This is a genomic window from Larkinella sp. VNQ87 (assembly GCF_049445795.1).
GTDB lineage: Bacteria > Bacteroidota > Bacteroidia > Cytophagales > Spirosomataceae > Larkinella.
In genome coordinates, this window is record NZ_JBMSDT010000011.1 from 169,584 (window position 1) to 186,744 (window position 17,161).

12 protein-coding genes and 1 riboswitch are annotated in these 17,161 nt (G+C 54.4%); of the genes, 7 read left to right on the plus strand and 5 right to left on the minus strand.

Annotation, left to right across the window (positions count from 1 at the left end):
* Nucleotides 1-35: 35 nt before the first annotated feature.
* From ACO2Q8_RS19990 to ACO2Q8_RS20005, 4 genes are all read left to right on the plus strand, one after another.
* Complete coding sequence (locus tag ACO2Q8_RS19990; RefSeq protein WP_423346616.1) at nt 36-3,224, plus strand: efflux RND transporter permease subunit; 3,189 nt, start codon at nt 36-38, stop codon at nt 3,222-3,224.
* Nucleotides 3,202-4,656 (plus strand): TolC family protein, encoded by a 1,455-nt coding sequence (locus ACO2Q8_RS19995; protein WP_423346617.1) that lies wholly within the window; start codon nt 3,202-3,204, stop codon nt 4,654-4,656. The genes ACO2Q8_RS19990 and ACO2Q8_RS19995 overlap by 23 nt, the downstream gene beginning before the upstream one ends.
* 104 nt (nt 4,657-4,760) lie before the next feature.
* Complete coding sequence (locus ACO2Q8_RS20000; protein WP_423346706.1) at nt 4,761-5,258, plus strand: metallophosphoesterase family protein; 498 nt, start codon at nt 4,761-4,763, stop codon at nt 5,256-5,258.
* A 60-nt stretch (nt 5,259-5,318) separates the two neighbouring features.
* Nucleotides 5,319-6,575 (plus strand): glycosyltransferase family 4 protein, encoded by a 1,257-nt coding sequence (locus ACO2Q8_RS20005; protein ID WP_423346618.1) that lies wholly within the window; start codon nt 5,319-5,321, stop codon nt 6,573-6,575.
* Between the two features lie 81 nt (nt 6,576-6,656).
* Here the strand turns inward: ACO2Q8_RS20005 and bioB are convergent, their stop codons facing one another.
* The 4 genes from bioB to ACO2Q8_RS20025 form a co-directional block, all read right to left on the minus strand.
* Nucleotides 6,657-7,658 carry a biotin synthase BioB gene (gene bioB, locus ACO2Q8_RS20010; RefSeq protein WP_423346619.1) on the minus strand — a complete coding sequence of 334 codons (1,002 nt, stop codon included), beginning with the start codon at nt 7,656-7,658 and terminating at the stop codon, nt 6,657-6,659.
* Between the two features lie 109 nt (nt 7,659-7,767).
* Nucleotides 7,768-9,057, minus strand: coding sequence for a hypothetical protein (locus tag ACO2Q8_RS20015; protein ID WP_423346620.1), 1,290 nt, complete (start codon nt 9,055-9,057; stop codon nt 7,768-7,770).
* 28 nt (nt 9,058-9,085) lie between these two features.
* On the minus strand, nt 9,086-10,402 hold the full coding sequence (locus ACO2Q8_RS20020) for a hypothetical protein (protein ID WP_423346621.1): 1,317 nt from the start codon (nt 10,400-10,402) through the stop codon (nt 9,086-9,088).
* 175 nt (nt 10,403-10,577) lie between these two features.
* A complete protein-coding gene (locus ACO2Q8_RS20025; RefSeq protein ID WP_423346622.1) occupies nt 10,578-11,030 on the minus strand; it encodes a hypothetical protein in 453 nt (150 codons plus the stop codon).
* A 185-nt stretch (nt 11,031-11,215) separates the two neighbouring features.
* Nucleotides 11,216-11,418, plus strand: a riboswitch (cobalamin riboswitch).
* Nucleotides 11,419-11,578: 160 nt separating this feature from the next.
* On the opposite strand from ACO2Q8_RS20025, the gene metE reads away from it, so the two are divergent.
* The 3 genes from metE to ACO2Q8_RS20040 all read left to right on the plus strand — a co-directional run bounded on the left by metE (nt 11,579) and on the right by ACO2Q8_RS20040 (nt 14,668).
* On the plus strand, nt 11,579-13,906 hold the full coding sequence (gene metE, locus ACO2Q8_RS20030; RefSeq protein WP_423346623.1) for a 5-methyltetrahydropteroyltriglutamate--homocysteine S-methyltransferase: 2,328 nt from the start codon (nt 11,579-11,581) through the stop codon (nt 13,904-13,906).
* A 124-nt stretch (nt 13,907-14,030) separates the two neighbouring features.
* Entirely contained in the window at nt 14,031-14,276 is a 246-nt protein-coding gene (locus tag ACO2Q8_RS20035) for a cysteine-rich CWC family protein (protein WP_423346624.1), read from the plus strand.
* A 5-nt stretch (nt 14,277-14,281) separates the two neighbouring features.
* Nucleotides 14,282-14,668 (plus strand): acyl-CoA thioesterase, encoded by a 387-nt coding sequence (locus tag ACO2Q8_RS20040; RefSeq protein ID WP_423346625.1) that lies wholly within the window; start codon nt 14,282-14,284, stop codon nt 14,666-14,668.
* A 1-nt stretch (nt 14,669) separates the two neighbouring features.
* Here ACO2Q8_RS20040 and ACO2Q8_RS20045 read toward each other — a convergent pair whose 3' ends face one another.
* On the minus strand, nt 14,670-16,910 hold the full coding sequence (locus ACO2Q8_RS20045; protein WP_423346626.1) for a DPP IV N-terminal domain-containing protein: 2,241 nt from the start codon (nt 16,908-16,910) through the stop codon (nt 14,670-14,672).
* Nucleotides 16,911-17,161: the final 251 nt, after the last annotated feature.

Genomic DNA, 17,161 nt, shown 5'->3' on the forward strand with positions numbered 1-17,161 from the left:
GCCTATGGCCGCATTGGGGCCTTATCACCTGAAATATGTTTGATACCTTCATAAAACGGCCGTTACTCTCCGCTGTCATCTCAGTATTGATTACACTGCTGGGTTTACTGGCCTTAATGAACCTGCCCGTTACCCAGTTTCCCGACATCGTGCCGCCTTCGGTGACCGTGACGGCCATGTATACCGGCGCAAATGCGCAAGTTAGTACCAAAGCCGTGGCTATGCCCATCGAGCGGGCCATCAACGGGGTGCCGAACATGACGTACATGACGTCTATTTCGGGCAACGACGGGACGACGCTGATTCAGGTCTTTTTCGAGGTCGGCACCGACCCGGATTTGGCCGCCGTGAACGTCCAGAACCGGGTGACAACCGTGCTGGATGAATTGCCTGAAGAGGTCATTAAAGCCGGGGTAACGACGGAAAAGGAAGTGAACAGTATGTTGCTGTACCTCAACCTGATCAGCAGCGACACGACGGTCGATGAGAAGTTTATTTACAACTTCGCCGACATCAATATTTTTCCAGAATTAAAGCGGATCGACGGCGTCGGTTTTGTCGATATTCTGGGTGCGCGGGAATACTCCATGCGGATCTGGCTGAAACCGGACCGGATGACGGCCTACGCGGTGTCGCCCGACGATGTGATTGGCGCCATCCGGAAACAGAATGTGGAAGCCGCACCGGGGAAAGCCGGGGAAAGCTCCGACCGCGATGCGCAGGTGTTGCAGTACGTTTTGCGGTATTCCGGGAAGTTTTTCGATCCGGCCCAGTACGAAAACCTGGTCATCAAAACCGAAGAGGACGGTTCGCTGCTGCGGTTGAAGGATATTGCCGATGTCGAATTCGGCTCACTCGATTACAGTATTCTGTCTAAAAACGACGGAAAACCGTCGGCGGCTATCATGCTGAAACAGCGGCCGGGTTCGAACGCCCAGGAGGTCATCAACAACGTGAAGGCAAAAATGGCCGAACTGAAGGAAACCACCTTCCCGCCTGGCATGACCTACAACTTCGCCTACGACGTGTCGCGTTTCCTCGATGCCTCGATTCACGAAGTAGTCCGGACGTTGTTTGAAGCGTTTATCCTCGTCTTTATTGTCGTCTTCCTGTTTTTGCAAGACTGGCGGTCGACGCTGATCTGTGCGCTGGCGGTTCCAGTGGCGCTGGTCGGGACGTTTGCGTTCATGCAGACCATCGGTTTTTCGATCAACCTGCTCACCTTGTTCGCGCTGGTACTGGCGATCGGGATTGTGGTCGATAATGCCATTGTGGTCGTGGAGGCCGTTCACGCCAAAATGGAAGAGGACCATCTGTCGCCCCGGGCGGCTACGTTTGCCGCCATGAAAGAAATCAGCGGGGCCATTGTCGCCATCACGCTCGTAATGTCGGCGGTATTCATTCCGGTGGCCTTTCTGTCGGGACCGGTCGGGATCTTCTACCGCCAATTCTCGCTGACGCTGGCTATTTCCATCGTGATTTCCGGGATTAACGCCGTCACGCTGACTCCGGCTTTGTGCGCCCTACTGCTGCGTCCGGTTCACGGCGAGAAAACCGGGTTGCTCGGGCGGTTTTTTACCAAATTCAATAATGGCTACGAAGCGCTGGCGCAGAAATACCTGGGCGGCTTGCGGCCGTTCGTAAATCGGGGTGTCGTTACCTGGGGCGTTCTGCTGCTGTTTATCGCGGCTACCTGGGGCATCAACACCGTGCTGCCGTCCGGTTTTATTCCGACGGAAGACCAGGGGATGATTTACGTGAACGTAACGACGCCCGTTGGTGCGACGGTGGAACGGACCGAAGAAGTCATGGACCGCGTCCAGGAAGCGGCTTCGAAGCTGGAATCGGTCGAAAACGTGTCGACGCTGGCGGGTTTGAGCCTGATGACCGACGGGGCCGGGGCTTCGTACGGGATGGGCATGATCAACCTCAAAAGCTGGGATGAACGGACGGTGACCGTCGACGATGTGATTGCTCAACTGGCCGAAAAAACGAAGAACATCAACGACGCCAGTATTCAGTTTTTCTCTCCGCCGACCGTACCCGGTTTTGGAAACTCCAGCGGTTTTGAAATCCGGTTGTTGGACAAAACCCGGAGTGACGATCTGCAAAAGACGAAACAGGTTGCTGATCAATTCATTGCCGAACTGGAAAAACGGCCGGAAATCAGCCGGGTCTTCACCAGTTTCGACCCCAGTTTCCCGCAGTATTTGCTTCACGTTGATCAGGACAAAGCCGCTCAGAAAGGCGTTTCCATCGACAACGCAATGAGCACGCTCCAGACCCTGATGGGGAGTTACTATGCCTCGAACTTCATCCGGTTCAACCAGATGTACAAGGTGATGGTGCAGGCGGCTCCGAGTTACCGGGCCAAACCGGAAGACGTCCTGAACATGCGGGTGAAAAACGATCAGGGCGAGATGGTACCGTACTCCAACTTTGTCACGCTGGAGCGTGTGTATGGGCCGGAGCAATTGACGCGCTACAACATGTTTACCTCAGCCATGATTAACGGAGAGTCGGCTCCGGGATACAGTAGTGGGGACGCCATCCGGGCGATTCAGGAAGTGGCCAAAGAAAAACTGCCGCGCGGTTTCTCGTTCGAATGGTCTGGCATGACGCGTGAAGAGGTGCTGTCGGGCGACCAGGCCATCTGGATTTTTGTCATCTGTCTGGTGTTCGTATATCTGTTGCTGGTGGCGCAATACGAAAGCTTGTTTCTGCCGCTGGCCGTGTTGTTGTCGTTGCCCGCCGGGATTTTTGGGTCGTTCCTGTGCCTGAAACTGGCCGGTTTGCAGAACAATATCTACGCGCAGGTGTCGCTGGTCATGCTGATCGGTTTGCTGGGGAAAAACGCCATTCTGATCGTGGAGTTTGCCAACCAGAAACAACAGGAAGGCCTATCGATTCTGAAAGCGGCTATGGAAGGGGCCATGTCGCGGTTGAGGCCGATTCTGATGACTTCGTTTGCCTTCATCGCGGGCTTGATTCCACTCTGTATTGCATCGGGTGCCGGGGCATTAGGAAACCGTTCCATCGGAACGGCGGCTGCGGGCGGGATGTTCATCGGCACGCTGTTCGGGCTCTTTCTAATTCCCGGCCTGTATGTGGCTTTTGCCAAACTGGCGCAGATGCTAAAAGCCAAACCGCCGAGGGACGACGCGCCCGATCAGGTTCCGGTTCTCACACAAACTCACGAAAATGGTACGACCGTTCATTCATAAATCAACACAAATCAAGTTTCTCTGGTATTGTATTCCACTTTTGTTGCTCAGTAGTTGCCGGGTATCCGAACCGGTACGTATGCCGCCCGCCCGCCCGGTTCCGACGACATTTGCGGGCAGTACCGATTCAACCAGCATTGGTAACCTGGATTGGAAGGCGTTCTTTTCGGATGCCGATCTGGAAAGCCTGATCGACACGGCCCTGGCCCGGAACCCGGATTTGCAGATTGCCACGCAGCGTATTGAAATGGCCCGTGCCAATTTCGAGTATACCCGGGGTGCCCTGGTGCCGTCGGTCAATGCCGTCGCAGCCACCGGTTTCGACCGGTTTGGGCGGTATACGATGAACGGGGTTGGCAATTATGATACGAACCTCTCGCCGAACATCGACGGCAAACAGCGCATTCCGGACGTAACGCCGGAGTATTTTCTGGGTTTTCGGAGCAACTGGGAAGTCGATTTGTGGGGCAAACTGCGCAACCGCAAGCGGTCGGCTTACGTCCGGTTCCTGGCGTCGGAAAAAGGACGGCAACTGATCGTCACCTCGCTGATCGCGGAAGTTGCCCGGTTGTATTACAGCCTGCTGGCCCTGGATAGTGAACTTGAAATTATCCGGGAAAACGTGGCGTTGCAGCAACGGGCTGTCGAACTGGTAGGGGTGCAGAAAGCCGCCGGGCGCGTAACGGAACTGGCCGTGCAGCAGTTCAACGCTCAGTTAATCAACACCCGCAGTCTGGAAGCGCAGGTTCAGCAGCAAATTGTACAAACTGAAAATCAGTTGAACCAATTGCTGGGACGCTATCCGCAACCCATCCCGCGTAACAAAACCATCAGCCAGCAGGAGTTTCCGAACCGGATTGCGGCCGGTATTCCGAGCCAGATGCTGCGCCGTCGACCGGACATTCAACAGGCCGAACTGGCGATGCAGGCGGCTAATATCGATGTGGACGTGGCCCGTGCCGAGTTTTTGCCTTCGCTTACCCTTACGCCCTACGTGGGCCTGAATTCCTTCCGGGCGTCGGTTTTGGTAGATCCTGCCTCGCTGGCGTTTGGCGTCCTGGGTGGTTTGGCGGCTCCGGTTTTTAATCGGCGCTATTTGAAATCCAACCTGGCCTTGTCGGTGGCGCAAAGCCGGGAAGCTTTTTATAATTACCAGAAAACGATTCAAACCGGTTTCAGCGAGGTCATGACCAGTCTGCGCGGGATCGAAAACTACCGGAAGGTGGCCGATTTGCAAACGCAGGAGGTTGCTGTGCTGGGGCAGGCGGCCACAATTTCGGATGAACTGTTTGCAACCGGCTATGCTTCGTATCTGGAAGTGATCACGGCCCAGCGGAGTGTGCTGGCGGCTGAGCTCTCGTTGATCAACACGAAACGGGCACAGTTTTTGTCGCTCATCGATCTGTATCGGGCGTTGGGGGGCGGGTGGTAGGCCTGACTGTTACACAGAGTTTATCAGGGGACATCAGAGGTTATCAGAGAAACCCTGATTAACTTTGATGTCCCCTGATAAACTCTGTGTAACAACTTTTGACCTTGACTCGCATCGGTTTGCTTTCGGACACCCACGGGTACTTGGACCCACAACTCTTCACCCACTTTGCGGAGTGTGACGAAATCTGGCATGCCGGAGATATCGGCACGCTGGAGATTGTGGACCAGCTTCGGGCTTTCAAACCCCTCAGGGCGGTTTTTGGCAATATTGATGACGACAAGATGGCCCGGGAATGCCCCGAACACCAGCGGTTTGAGCTGGAAGGTCTGTCGGTCTGGATGACGCACATCGGCGGGACGCCCCCGCGCTACAATCCGATTGTCCGGCCCGAATTGCTCCGTAACACGCCATCGGTTTTTGTGTGCGGTCATTCGCATATATTGAAGGTGGTGCGTGATCCGAAACTGACTAACTTACTGTTTATCAATCCGGGAGCGGCTGGTAAACATGGGTTTCATACCGTCAGGACGGCCCTGCGATTTAGCCTGGATGCCGGGCGGGTGACCGGTATGGAAGTGATCGAATTGGGTAAACGGTAAACAGTTGCCCCGATAAATTACTTATATTGGTGGCTAATTTACCTGAATGAATAAGATTGAATGAAAATAGCAGTTTGGCATAACCTGCGAAGCGGAGGAGGAAGTCGGGCGCTACACCAGCACATCAAGGGCTTGGCCCAACGCGGTCACTCGATAGAAGTCTGGACTTCGTCGATTGCCGACAGCCAATTTCTGAATGTCGATCCATACGTTAACAAAACGCACATCCTGCCTTTATCGATGGACATCCGGATTCGTGATGAATACCGGGACAAGATCTGGGCCATGCAATTTGAGCCCGAAACCCGGATTCGGCGAATGATGGACTTTTGCAACCGGTGTGCCGAGGAAATCAATGCAGGCGGTTTTGATGTATTGTTTGCCAACTCCTGCATCAACTTCTCCATGCCGTATATCGGGCGCTTTGTCACGATTCCGAAGGCGCTCTACCTCGGCGAACCCAACCGCACGTTGTTCGAATCGTCGCCGGAGCTAATCTGGGAAGGCTTGCCCCCGGCCCGGGGCAACTGGCGTAATTCCGATTACCGCAGCCAGTACTGGGAGGATATGTTCAAGATTCGGCAGGCACGGGTGCGGGTGCGGGAAGAGATTCACAATTACCGAAGCTACGATAAAGTACTGGTCAACTCGTATTTCAGTAACGAGAACTTGCTACGCGCTTACGGGGGCGCGGGCGAGGTTTGTTACCTGGGCATCGATTCGGGCCTGTTTCCGTTCCTGGATTTGCCCCGTGAGCCGTTTGTGATGGGCCTTGGGGCTTTCTTTCAACACAAACGGCCGGACATGGCGATCGAGTCGCTGGCGTTGGTGCCGGAAGCCATCCGCCCGAAACTCATCTGGGTGGGCGACATGGGCGATAAAGCATACGTCGACAAACTCCGCGAGTTAAGCCGGGAACGGGGCGTTGTTTTTGAACCCCGCGAGAAAATACCGCATCCGGAGTTGATTCACCTGCTCAACACGGCCTCGTGTCTGGTCTATACCTCGACGCTCGAACCGTTCGGGCTGGCTCCGCTGGAAGCCAATGCCTGCGGGTTGCCGGTGGTGGCCGTGGCCGAGGGCGGAGTGCGCGAAACCGTCATCGCCAATTACAACGGTTTGCTGGTCAATCGAAAACCGGAAGAAATGGCGCAGGCCATCGAACGCGTGCTGACCGACCCGGCCCTGGCCGACCGGCTCTCACGCAACGCCCGGCGCGTGGTGCAGGAACAATGGACGTTCGAAAAAGCCATCGACCGGATCGAAGACGCGCTGTTCCAGACGGTGGGTAAGGAGCGGGATGTGGTGGTGAAATAAAGAAAGACAGTATAACTAAAAGATCGGCTAAGCTCTGAGCTTAGCCGATCTTTTAGTTATACGTTAGAAAAGCTATCGTTTTTACAACGGAATCTGCTCGAAAACAACCGCCGGTTTGTCAGAATCCTTGAAGGCTTTGCGGGGACGGATGTTCAGCGTCTGGAACAATTGGCGATCCTGATCTTCTTCCGGGTTGGGTGTCGTGAGCAGTTTGTCACCGGCAAAGATGGAGTTGGCCCCGGCCAGAAAGCAAAGCGCCTGTTCTTCGACGCTCATCCGGACGCGGCCCGCTGATAACCGTACCATTGCTTTCGGCATGATGATCCGGGCAGTGGCAATCATCCGCACCATTTCCCAGACCGACACCCGGGGCTGGTCTTCCAGCGGGGTGCCTTCGACCGGCACGAGCGCGTTGACGGGCACCGACTCAGGATGTTCGGGCAGGTTCGCGAGCGTCAGCAGCATCCCGATGCGGTCCTGGTGCGATTCGCCCATGCCAATAATGCCACCGGAACAAACCGAAATACCGGCCTGCCGAACGTGGCCGAGCGTGTCCAGCCGGTCGTCGTAGGTGCGGGTTGAAATGATGTCGCCGTAGTATTCTTCGCTGGTGTCTAGGTTGTGGTTGTAAGCGTACAACCCGGCGTTTTTCAGCTTTTCGGCCTGGCTTTCGGTCAGCATCCCGAGCGTGCAGCAGACTTCCATGCCCATCTGGTTGACGCCTTTGACCATATCCAGCACTTTGTCGAAATCGCGGTTGTCGCGCACTTCCCGCCAGGCAGCTCCCATGCAAAACCGGGTGCTACCCGACTCTTTGGCCCGCTGCGCAGCCGTCAGCACTTCGTCGACCTCCATCAGCTTGTGCACCTTCACATTTGTGTGGTACCGGGCTGCCTGGGGGCAATAGGCGCAGTCTTCGGGGCAACCACCGGTTTTGACCGACAGCAGCGTACAAACCTGTACTTCCTGCGGATCGTGGTGCTGGCGGTGGACCGTGGCCGCGCGGTAAATCAGGTCCAGAACGGGGGCATTATAAATATCGGCGATCTCGTCGCGTGTCCAGTCAGTGCGTATGGCAGTCATAACAGGTTGCTAGCGTAATCCAGTTTTAAAAGCTACAGAAGGCCAAATATAGGCGGCACAGGCTACCAGCGCAAACGCTGGCCGTTCAAATTCTCGGCAGCAGGGGCCGTTAGCTGACGGAGTCAGTTAGCCCAGAAGGGTTTAGCTGGCTTTCGGGGAAGGATTTGAGCATATTCCGGGCCTTTATGACCAAATAGAGCAAATACCCGAGAATGAAAAGTTCGATGCCGTACTCCAGCGCGTAATCGGTCCGGCCCCAAATTTCGCTGATGGACTGGTAATAGGGTTGCCCGATCCGCCACCAGAGCGAGGGATGAATGGCGGCCAGCACGTTGAAGGCCAGCAACAACAGCAAGGCATTCCGGTTTTGGAAATCGATCAGTTGAAATACCAGCGGGAGCATGAACAGGTAGGCGTAATTGGCGACGGCGTTTTTCTGAACCATGGTCATAGTGCTGAAAACCGCGATGTAAAACAGCGGAAAGTAATGCCGGAAATCGCGCTGCCCCCGCCCTTGCAACATCCAGGCACCGACGAGCAAACATATTACCAGACCGGCGTAATTCCAGACCGACGATTCAAAATTAACCCAATTGCCCACCCAGGGATGAAGCATCGACGCCCAGTTGGGGGCTTTCAGGTACGTTCCTTCCTCCAATGGCTGTTCAATGAACAAAAAACCGGTTTTTAAAAACAGGAATAAAACCGCCGGAATGCCTAGCGTCGCCAGGCCCGCCAGAAACGGAACCAGCCGCCGGGTAAGCAGCAAAAACGGGATGATGATCAGAATAAAAACCGCTTTAGTCGACAGAATACCCAGGGCCAGCAGCAGCCCACTGAGGTACGGATTGTCGTTGCGTTTCAAGGCAAGAATGGCTGACAACGCAAAAAGCCAGAGCGCCACATCTTCCTGCCCACTTAATACCGACATCACAAACGGCACTGGTAATAAAGTGTAAAATAGTGCCCGAAAAAGCCGTTCCCCGCGTGTGTAAACCCCTTCGTACGTTTGGTAAGTCAGCCAAACCGCCAGCAGTTCGACCAGCGTCAGAAACAGGACAATGGCCCGGGTGTTGTCCCAAAACAGCAACGGAATCGCCATCCAGAAACCGTACAGCGGAGAATACGGGTTGTACACATCGCGGTACGGAATTTCCAGTGCCCTGGCGGATAAACCAATTGGATAGTAATAATTCGGAACGTCGGATTGTGGAGCGAAATCCAGCAGCAGGTAAGCCGTTACAAACGGCACCAACCGAAATACGCCCCAGAAAACAAGCAGCCAGGGGGCTTGACTGCGGTTGAAAAAAGACTCAAGCGTGGGTCGCTTGGACCAAACGATAAGGGCTAAAAGGCTTAAGGCCAGTGAGGCACCCAGCTTTGCGTAGACAATGAACATAAGGACAAAATAAACAGGGTACGCTCTCTTACGATACCGGGGAGCGACCCGTTTGAATTGACTGCGTCGCGTAGGGTCGGGTGGTGGCCTGTTCCAGTGACTTCAGATGAGCAAAGGTGCGCCAGACCAGCACCAGCAACAGCCCCACTTCAACAACCTGAATGAGGTAATCAACGGTGTTGACGCCCGATGCAAACACGGTTTGCCAGTCATCATAATTCAGCATGCCGACGTACAGCACCCAGATAATCGGCTGAACCGAGATCAGCAAATTAAGCAGAATGAGTTGATAGCCAAACCGGCGGTCTTCGGTTTGGAGCAGTTCGTACAACACCACGACCATGTACGTAAACAGGTAAAAACCGGGTGCGCTTGGCTGCGCCAGCATAAAGACTCCGAACGTCAGAATGAACAGCGAGGGGAAGATTTGCCGATAACCAATGTGCCGGTACCGGAAGGCGATATACGACGAAATCGCCATCGTGATCAACAAACTAATGGAGTTCAACCGGGTCAGGCTCACCTGATTATACAAACCGCTCAGGAAAGGCCGCGTCACGCTGACGATGTTGGGCGTCATGTGGTAGCCGGAATGTTGCAGCGGCATCAGGAAGGCGTCGCCCATCAGCAGGTACAGAATCACCAGGCTTGGCAGGCCGATGAGCACCAGCCCGAGCACGTATTTGACCTTATTTTCGACCAGAAAGAAAACCGGAATCACCAGCACGATGGCCATGCTTTTGATGATGATCATCGACAACCCCCAGATCACCCCAATCCATAGACTGGCCTGTTTCCGGCTGGCGTAGGCCATCGTGATCAGCCCGACGCCCCAGAACCAGATGTCTTCTTCGCTGCTCAGCACCATCGCGATGAACGGCATGGGCAGCAGGAAGTACAAAACCGCCATCAGCAGCGCATCCGGACGCTTCGGTTCGTAATACTGCCAGGTGGCCCAGATAATGGCAAACTCAAAAACCGCCATGAATGGAATCAGTACTTTGGCATTGTTCCAGAGGTACAGCGGCAGGCTGATCAAATACCCGAACAGCGGAGCGTGGTAGGAGAGAAAGTCCCGGTAAACCATGCCGCCGTTGAAGGCTCCGATGGCTTTTTTATAGAAAAATTCCGTATCGCTGCGGGGAGCAAAATCCATGATCAGGTACACGATAATAAAGGGTACGATCCGTAATCCGATGAACGAGGCCCAGAGCGTCAGCGCAGGCCGGTCGTTCAGGAGTTTTCGGAACGGAGCCGGATAACGAATCAGCAGCCAACTGGCGAGGGAGAGCAGTAACGTAATGATTACCTTGACCAGTGAAACCGTATCCTGGAAGAAGATCATGTAAACGGGGTGGTGGTTATAGTTTAGGGCAAAGGTCGCAAATCCGGTTTTAGCTACCAAATTTAACGAATGATCATGTGGTTGTTACACAGGGTTAATCAGGGAATATCAGAGGTTATCGGAGTCTTCCCTGATAACCTCTGATAACCTCTGATTAACTCTGTGTAACAACTGACTACTCACACTCGGCCTTGAACAGCTTGTACTCGTATGCTTTTTCCGGCTCTTTCAGCACCCAGCGCCCGGCTTTCTCAACACGTTCGCCTTCCCGCCAGGAAACCGCATCGCCCGCCAGCGTAAACGTGACCTCGTACACCTGACTCACGCCTTCGCCCGACCGCTGCCAGTCGGCCCGGATCTGGTTGTCGGTCAATGTGCCCGAGATCGGTCCCTGCGCCCGGTCTTTTTCAAAGGGCAAAACCGCCAGTTCGCCCGCGACGGTCGAGCCGTTGATCACCAGCCGGAGCCGCGTCGAATCGCGCCCGACGACCTGCCGGTAACAAACCGTATCCGCCGACGCAACAGCCGTTGAATCCGTCGATTGAGCAGTTGTTTCGGTCTTCTTAGAGCCTGAATTGCAGCCGAGAAGTGCGGAAAGGAGAAAGCCGGGAAGGAAAAGGTAGCGCATGGTGTTGATAGAATATCAAATGTTGAATGTAAAATTAATCGGGTGACCGACCCTTTTTCACTTTTACATTCGATATTACTCATTTTACATTTGAAATTTAAAAGCTACAAAAACCGACTACCGGTCAAAAAGACTTTTTGGTTTTCCGGCCGGATTGCCATTAGTTTGCAGCGTTGTTCTTTGTTTTCCGTCAAATACGCTAACGGTTTCCCCAAGAGGGTTGGGGAATGAAAAAGGAATCGTGTGAAAATCACGAGCAGACGTTGCTACTGTCAGTGACCGTTTAGAAAAGGGTTTGCCCTCGATGTCCATTGTTCCATGAAATGGGATGAGAAGGACGGCAAATACCGTCACAAGCCAGGAGACTTGCCTTAGCGGAGTTGATCCAGCCCACACGCTTCTGGGTGCCATCAAATCTTGACTGCTTCGCTTTTCCTGTCTTTTTCGGGCCGGGTGGGGTGCGTCATGGGTGTTGGTTTTCCGCTGCGGGCGGGCTGTGTGGAGTTCGGCAAAGAACTCGACCCATTTTTAACCAACATTCCAACCAAATGGTCGCACACAACCTCGGCTATCCACGAATCGGTAGCCACCGCGAACTCAAAAAGGCCAGTGAACAGTACTGGGCCGGAAAAATTTCCCACGATCAGTTGCTCGAAGCCGGTCGGCACATTCGACGCGCGAACTGGCTGACGCAACAGCAGGCCGGAATTCAGTTGATTCCGTGCAACGACTTTTCGTTTTACGACCAGACGCTCGACTGGTCGCTGACGGTCGACGCCATTCCGGCGCGGTTTCGGCCCCTGGTCGAAAAACCGGGCGCGAACGAGCTTGACCTGTATTTCGCCATGGCGCGTGGCTACCAGCAGAATGGGCTGGACCTCATCGCGATGGAAATGACCAAGTGGTTCGACACCAACTACCACTACATCGTGCCGGAGTTTACCCAAAATCAGACGTTTTCGCTGCGTTCCGACAAAATCTTCCGGGAGTTCGTCGAAGCCAAAACCGTCTTGGGAACCGTGCCGAAACCGGTTTTGCCCGGCCCGGTGACGTACCTGCTGCTGGGCAAAGAAAAAGAAGGCGGTTTTCACCGGCTGGACTTGCTGGATCGCTTGCTGCCGGTCTACGAACAGATCCTGAGCCGCTTGCAGGAGCAGGGTGCCGAATGGATTCAACTGGATGAACCGTGTCTAGTATTGAATTCGGACGAACGCCAACAGCTCGCCTACAGGACGGCTTACCGGTTTTTGCGCGAACGCTTCCCGAACCTGAAACTGCTCGTGGCGTCGTATTTCGAGTGTTTCGGTGAAAACCTCAACCTAGCGACGCAATTGCCTGTCGATGCCCTGCACATCGATCTGGTGCGTTGCCCGAGTCAACTGGATGATATTTTGCAAACTGATTTTGTGACGAAAAAAACCGCCCTGTCGCTCGGGCTGGTCGATGGCCGGAACATCTGGATCAACGACCTGAACCGCTCGCTCGGCTTCATCCAAAAAGCGACGGCTGCGCTCGGCAAAGACCGTGTTCTAATCGCGCCGTCGTGCTCACTGCTTCACACGCCCTGTGACCTGAATTCGGAGACCGACGCCAGCGGGTTGACGCCCGAAATCAAACAATGGCTGGTGTTTGCCAAACAGAAACTCGGCGAGGTGGTCAAACTGGCGACGATGGCCGAACAACCCGAGAGTGAACAAACGCAGCAGTGGTTGCGCGAAAACGAAGCCTTACTGGCGGCCCGGCGGCAATCCCAGCTGATCAACCGCCCGGCGGTGCAGGAGCGCGTTCGAAAGGTAACCGACCAGGATATAAACCGGACGAGCGCTTTTCCCGAGCGGCAATCAATTCAACACCAACGGCTAAACCTGCCCCTGTTTCCGACGACCACCATCGGTTCGTTTCCGCAAACCGAAGAAGTCCGCGTCAACCGGGCAAAGTTCAAAAAAGGCGAGAAGACGATCGAACACTACGAGGACTTTATCCGGCAGGAAACCGAAAAAGCCATTCGCTGGCAGGAAGAAATCGGGCTGGACGTGCTGGTGCACGGTGAGTTTGAGCGAAACGACATGGTTGAATACTTCGGCGAACTGCTCGACGGTTTTGCGTTCAGCCAGAACGGTTGGGTACAGAGCTACGGGTCGCGCTGCGTCAAACCGCCGATCATTTACGGTGATGTGTACCGGCCCGAGGCCATGACGGTGCGTTGGACGGAATTTGCCCAATCATTGACCGACAAACCGGTGAAAGGCATGCTGACCGGCCCGGTGACAATCTTGCAATGGTCGTTTGTGCGCGACGACCAGCCGCGCCGGGATACCTGCCTACAGATTGCTTTCGCCATCCGGGATGAAGTCGTGGATCTGGAAAAAGCCGGTATTCGCATCATTCAGATCGACGAACCGGCCATTCGGGAAGGTTTGCCGCTGCGTCGCGAAAACTGGGTAAATTACCTGGACTGGGCCGTTCGGGCGTTTCGGGTGTCGGCGTCGGGCGTGGGTGATGAGACGCAGATTCACACGCACATGTGTTATTCGGAGTTCAACGACATCATTCAGCCGATTGCGGACCTGGACGCCGATGTGATCACGATTGAAACTTCGCGTTCGCAGATGGAACTGCTTGACGCGTTTGTGCAGTTCAATTATCCGAACGAAATCGGCCCCGGCGTGTACGACATTCACAGCCCCCGCGTGCCGACGACGGATGAGATCATGGCGTTGCTGAAAAAAGCCGCCGATGTGTTGCCCGTCCGAAATCTCTGGGTCAATCCCGACTGTGGCTTAAAAACCCGCCGGTGGCCCGAAACGGAGCAGGCGCTGAAAAACATGGTGCAGGCGGCCCAAACGGCGCGAAAGCTGGTGGCTGAAACCGTATAATCGGTTGGAATGAAAAATGTAAAATGTTAAATGCTGAATGTAAAAGTGCGTTGCGCTTAGCTACTTTTTCATTTGACATTTAACATTTTGCATTTATTATTCTAAAATACGTTTCGTTAAAGTTATGAACACACAAACGAACAAGCACGAAACCGTCGGGTGTCCGCGCTGCGGAGCGCCGTTTGAGTGCAAAGTCGGGTGCATCAACCTGTGTCAATGCACGGCGGTGGCGTTGACCGACGAACAACGGCAGTATATTCGGTCAAAATTCAGCCATTGTTTGTGTGCGAATTGCCTGCTAGAACTCCGAACCGAATACAACCAGACTGTGCATCTGGAACGGATGGCGAAATTCCGGAATGCGCATTGAACCTCATGAATTCACTCGAAGAACGAATTAAACAGGCCGAAACCCGCGTTTTCAAGGCGGTTTTCCCGAATACAACCAACCACTACGACACCCTCTTTGGCGGAACGGCCATGCAGCTAATGGACGAAATTGCGTTCATCACCGCCACGCGGTTTACGCGCAAACGGGTCGTAACGGTTTCATCGGACCGCATCAATTTCAACAAGCCCATTCCGGCCGGAACCATCGTCGAGCTGGTGGGCAACGTGGCACACATCGGCAATACGAGCCTGAAAATTGATGTTGAAATTTTTGTCGAAGAAATGTACAGCGATCACCGCGAACGCGCCGTTCACGGTTCGTTTACCTTCGTGGCCATCGACGAGCACAAAAATCCGGTGAAGGTGTTGTAAATCACTTCCCCGTGCCTGAACCGGCGACTTCCTTCCCGATTTGATTCCAGTTCGGCGGGTCGACACCCAGCAGGTGTTTGACGAAGAAATCCCGCCGTTTGCGTTCGCCGAAGTCACCGCCGGAGGTGTGGCCCATGCCCGGTAACGTCACTAGTTCGAAGTCTTTGTTGGCCTTGATGAGCGCATTGGCGAGCTGATAGGTCGAAGCCGGGTCCACGTTGTCGTCCACCTCACCGACGAGCAGGAGCAGATTGCCCTGTAATTTGTGGGCATTCGTCACGTTGGAACACTCGTCGTAGTGCGGGCCGATGGGGTAACCCATCCACTGCTCGTTCCACCACATCTTGTCCATGCGGTTATCGTGGCACCCGCAGGACGACACAGCGGTTTTGTAAAATTCGGGGTGAAACAACAACGCCCCGGTCGAACTTTGCCCACCCGCCGAGGTGCCGTAAATGCCCACCCGGTCCAGGTCGAGGGAACTGTATTTCCGGGCAGCCGCCTGCATCCAGAGAATTCGGTCCGGAAAACCGGCGTCTTTCAGGTTTTTCCAGCACACATCCTGAAACGCTTTGGACCGGTTTGAGGTACCCATGCCGTCGATTTGCACCACAATGAAGCCCAGTTCGGCCAGCTCGTGCATCGACAAATTGTTGGTCATGAAAGACTTCGGGACAAACGAACCGTGCGGCCCGGCGTAGATATTCTCAATCACCGGGTATTTCTTGGCCGGATCAAAATTCGTGGGCCGGATGATGACGCCCCAGATGTCGGTTTTGCCGTCGCGCCCTTTCGACACGAACACTTCCGGCGCTTTCCAACCCGCTTTTTGCCATTCCGAATGATCCGCCTTTTCGAGTTCCATCAGCACCCGGCCGTCGGCGGTACTGCGCAAAACCGTCACCGGCGGCAGGTCGACGCGGGAGTAGGAATCGACAAAATACTGGTAATCCGGCGAGAACGTGGCCGTGTGGTTGGCGTTCTCGGTCGTCAAAGCCGTCAGCCCCGAACCGTCGAAGTTCACTTTGTAATACTGCACAAAATACGGGTCCTGGTCGGGATTCCGACCGCTGGCGGCAAACCAGATGGTCCGGGTTTTGTCGTCCACATGCACCAGATTCCGAACAACCCATTCGCCTTTGGTGATCTGCTTTTTCACTTTTCCGGTCACGCCGTCGATCAAATAAAGGTGATTCCAGCCATCGCGTTCCGACGCCCAGATGATTTCCTGCCCGTCGTTGGCATCGTGCCGGGAGCGTTTGCCGCTGTAGTCGATGAAGGTGTTGCTGCGCTCCTCGATCAGCGGGCGGATGGCACCGGTTTGCGCGTTCACTTCCAAAACCCGGTAGATCTGATGGCCGCGCTGGTTGTATTCGAACGTAAAAGCCCGGCTGTCTTTGCGCCATTCGAGCCGCGACAGGCTGAATTGCTGGTTAAACAGTGCATCGTCCACCGGAATTTGCTTTTTCGAATCCAGTAAAAATAGTTGTGGGCGTCGGATTGGCAGAGCGTCGCCTGGTTTGAGGTACTCGCGGGATTCCAGTTTGGGCTGAAGCTGGTCTTCCGGCGAAGACCGGACGAAGTAGATCAAATGCTTTTTGTTGGGCCGGATTTTGTTCGTAACCAGCTTTTTACCATCCGGCGACCACTGGATGTAGGCCGAATAATACTCGCCTTCCGAACCATCGAAACTAAGCTGGATTTCCTGTTTCGTTTTTTCGGAACGAACGTACAGGTTATAATTCTTAATGTAGGCCGTTTGGGTACTGTCAGGCGAGAAAACCGGTTTTTCGTCCAGTTCGTCGCGGCTGTTGCCCCAATACCGCCGGTCGGTGGGTTCGGCCCGGAACGGCCCTTTTTTCCGGAAGGCAAACGAACCCGTCGCGTATTGCCAGATGGCTCCTTCGGCCACGAACTCCACGTCTTCATCATCTTTCCCGAAGGTGATCGACGTAAACGGCAGGTTGAACGGATCGATTTTTTTGCCGGTTGCTTCGGTCAGTTTACGGGCCAGTTGTTCCTGGTCAAATACCGGCTGGCGGGTTTGTTTTTTGGGATCGACCACTACAAATTCGCGTCCACGCGCCGTTCGGATCAGGTACCAGAGTTTCTGGCCGGGTGTCCAGAAAACTGCGCCCGGAGCATTGTATAGCTTATTCTGTAAATTTTCCTTCAGGGCTGCCGATCGTTTGTAATCTTCGAGCTTGCCCTGGGCCAGCGCCGGATATTTGGAAAGAAGCAAAAGGAAAGCGAAAAAATTCAGGAAGATTAGTTTCCAAACGGGCCAGCGGCTTGCAGGCGGGTTTGACAAACAAAAAACAGTCATTTTGGTACGAGCTTCGGAGGTTTTTTGGGACGATTCTCCCGAAAATACGGAAAAAAAGAACACCCGGCCATTTCGAACGAGTCGGAACGACCGGGTGTAGGCAGACCCTCATGACACGAACCGGTAACATCAGCGGTTCCCCTGGCGCTTCGTTATCATAGGTAGGT

What these genes read in the sequence shown, in the direction of transcription:
- ACO2Q8_RS19990 (WP_423346616.1), top strand. Translation starts at nt 36, where the DNA reads ATGTTTGATACCTTCATAAAACGGCCGTTACTCTCCGCTGTCATCTCA.
- ACO2Q8_RS19995 (WP_423346617.1), top strand. Translation starts at nt 3,202, where the DNA reads ATGGTACGACCGTTCATTCATAAATCAACACAAATCAAGTTTCTCTGG.
- ACO2Q8_RS20005 (WP_423346618.1), top strand. Translation starts at nt 5,319, where the DNA reads ATGAAAATAGCAGTTTGGCATAACCTGCGAAGCGGAGGAGGAAGTCGG.
- bioB (WP_423346619.1), bottom strand. Translation starts at nt 7,658, where the DNA reads ATGACTGCCATACGCACTGACTGGACACGCGACGAGATCGCCGATATT.
- ACO2Q8_RS20015 (WP_423346620.1), bottom strand. Translation starts at nt 9,057, where the DNA reads ATGTTCATTGTCTACGCAAAGCTGGGTGCCTCACTGGCCTTAAGCCTT.
- ACO2Q8_RS20020 (WP_423346621.1), bottom strand. Translation starts at nt 10,402, where the DNA reads ATGATCTTCTTCCAGGATACGGTTTCACTGGTCAAGGTAATCATTACG.
- ACO2Q8_RS20025 (WP_423346622.1), bottom strand. Translation starts at nt 11,030, where the DNA reads ATGCGCTACCTTTTCCTTCCCGGCTTTCTCCTTTCCGCACTTCTCGGC.
- metE (WP_423346623.1), top strand. Translation starts at nt 11,579, where the DNA reads ATGGTCGCACACAACCTCGGCTATCCACGAATCGGTAGCCACCGCGAA.
- ACO2Q8_RS20035 (WP_423346624.1), top strand. Translation starts at nt 14,031, where the DNA reads ATGAACACACAAACGAACAAGCACGAAACCGTCGGGTGTCCGCGCTGC.
- ACO2Q8_RS20040 (WP_423346625.1), top strand. Translation starts at nt 14,282, where the DNA reads ATGAATTCACTCGAAGAACGAATTAAACAGGCCGAAACCCGCGTTTTC.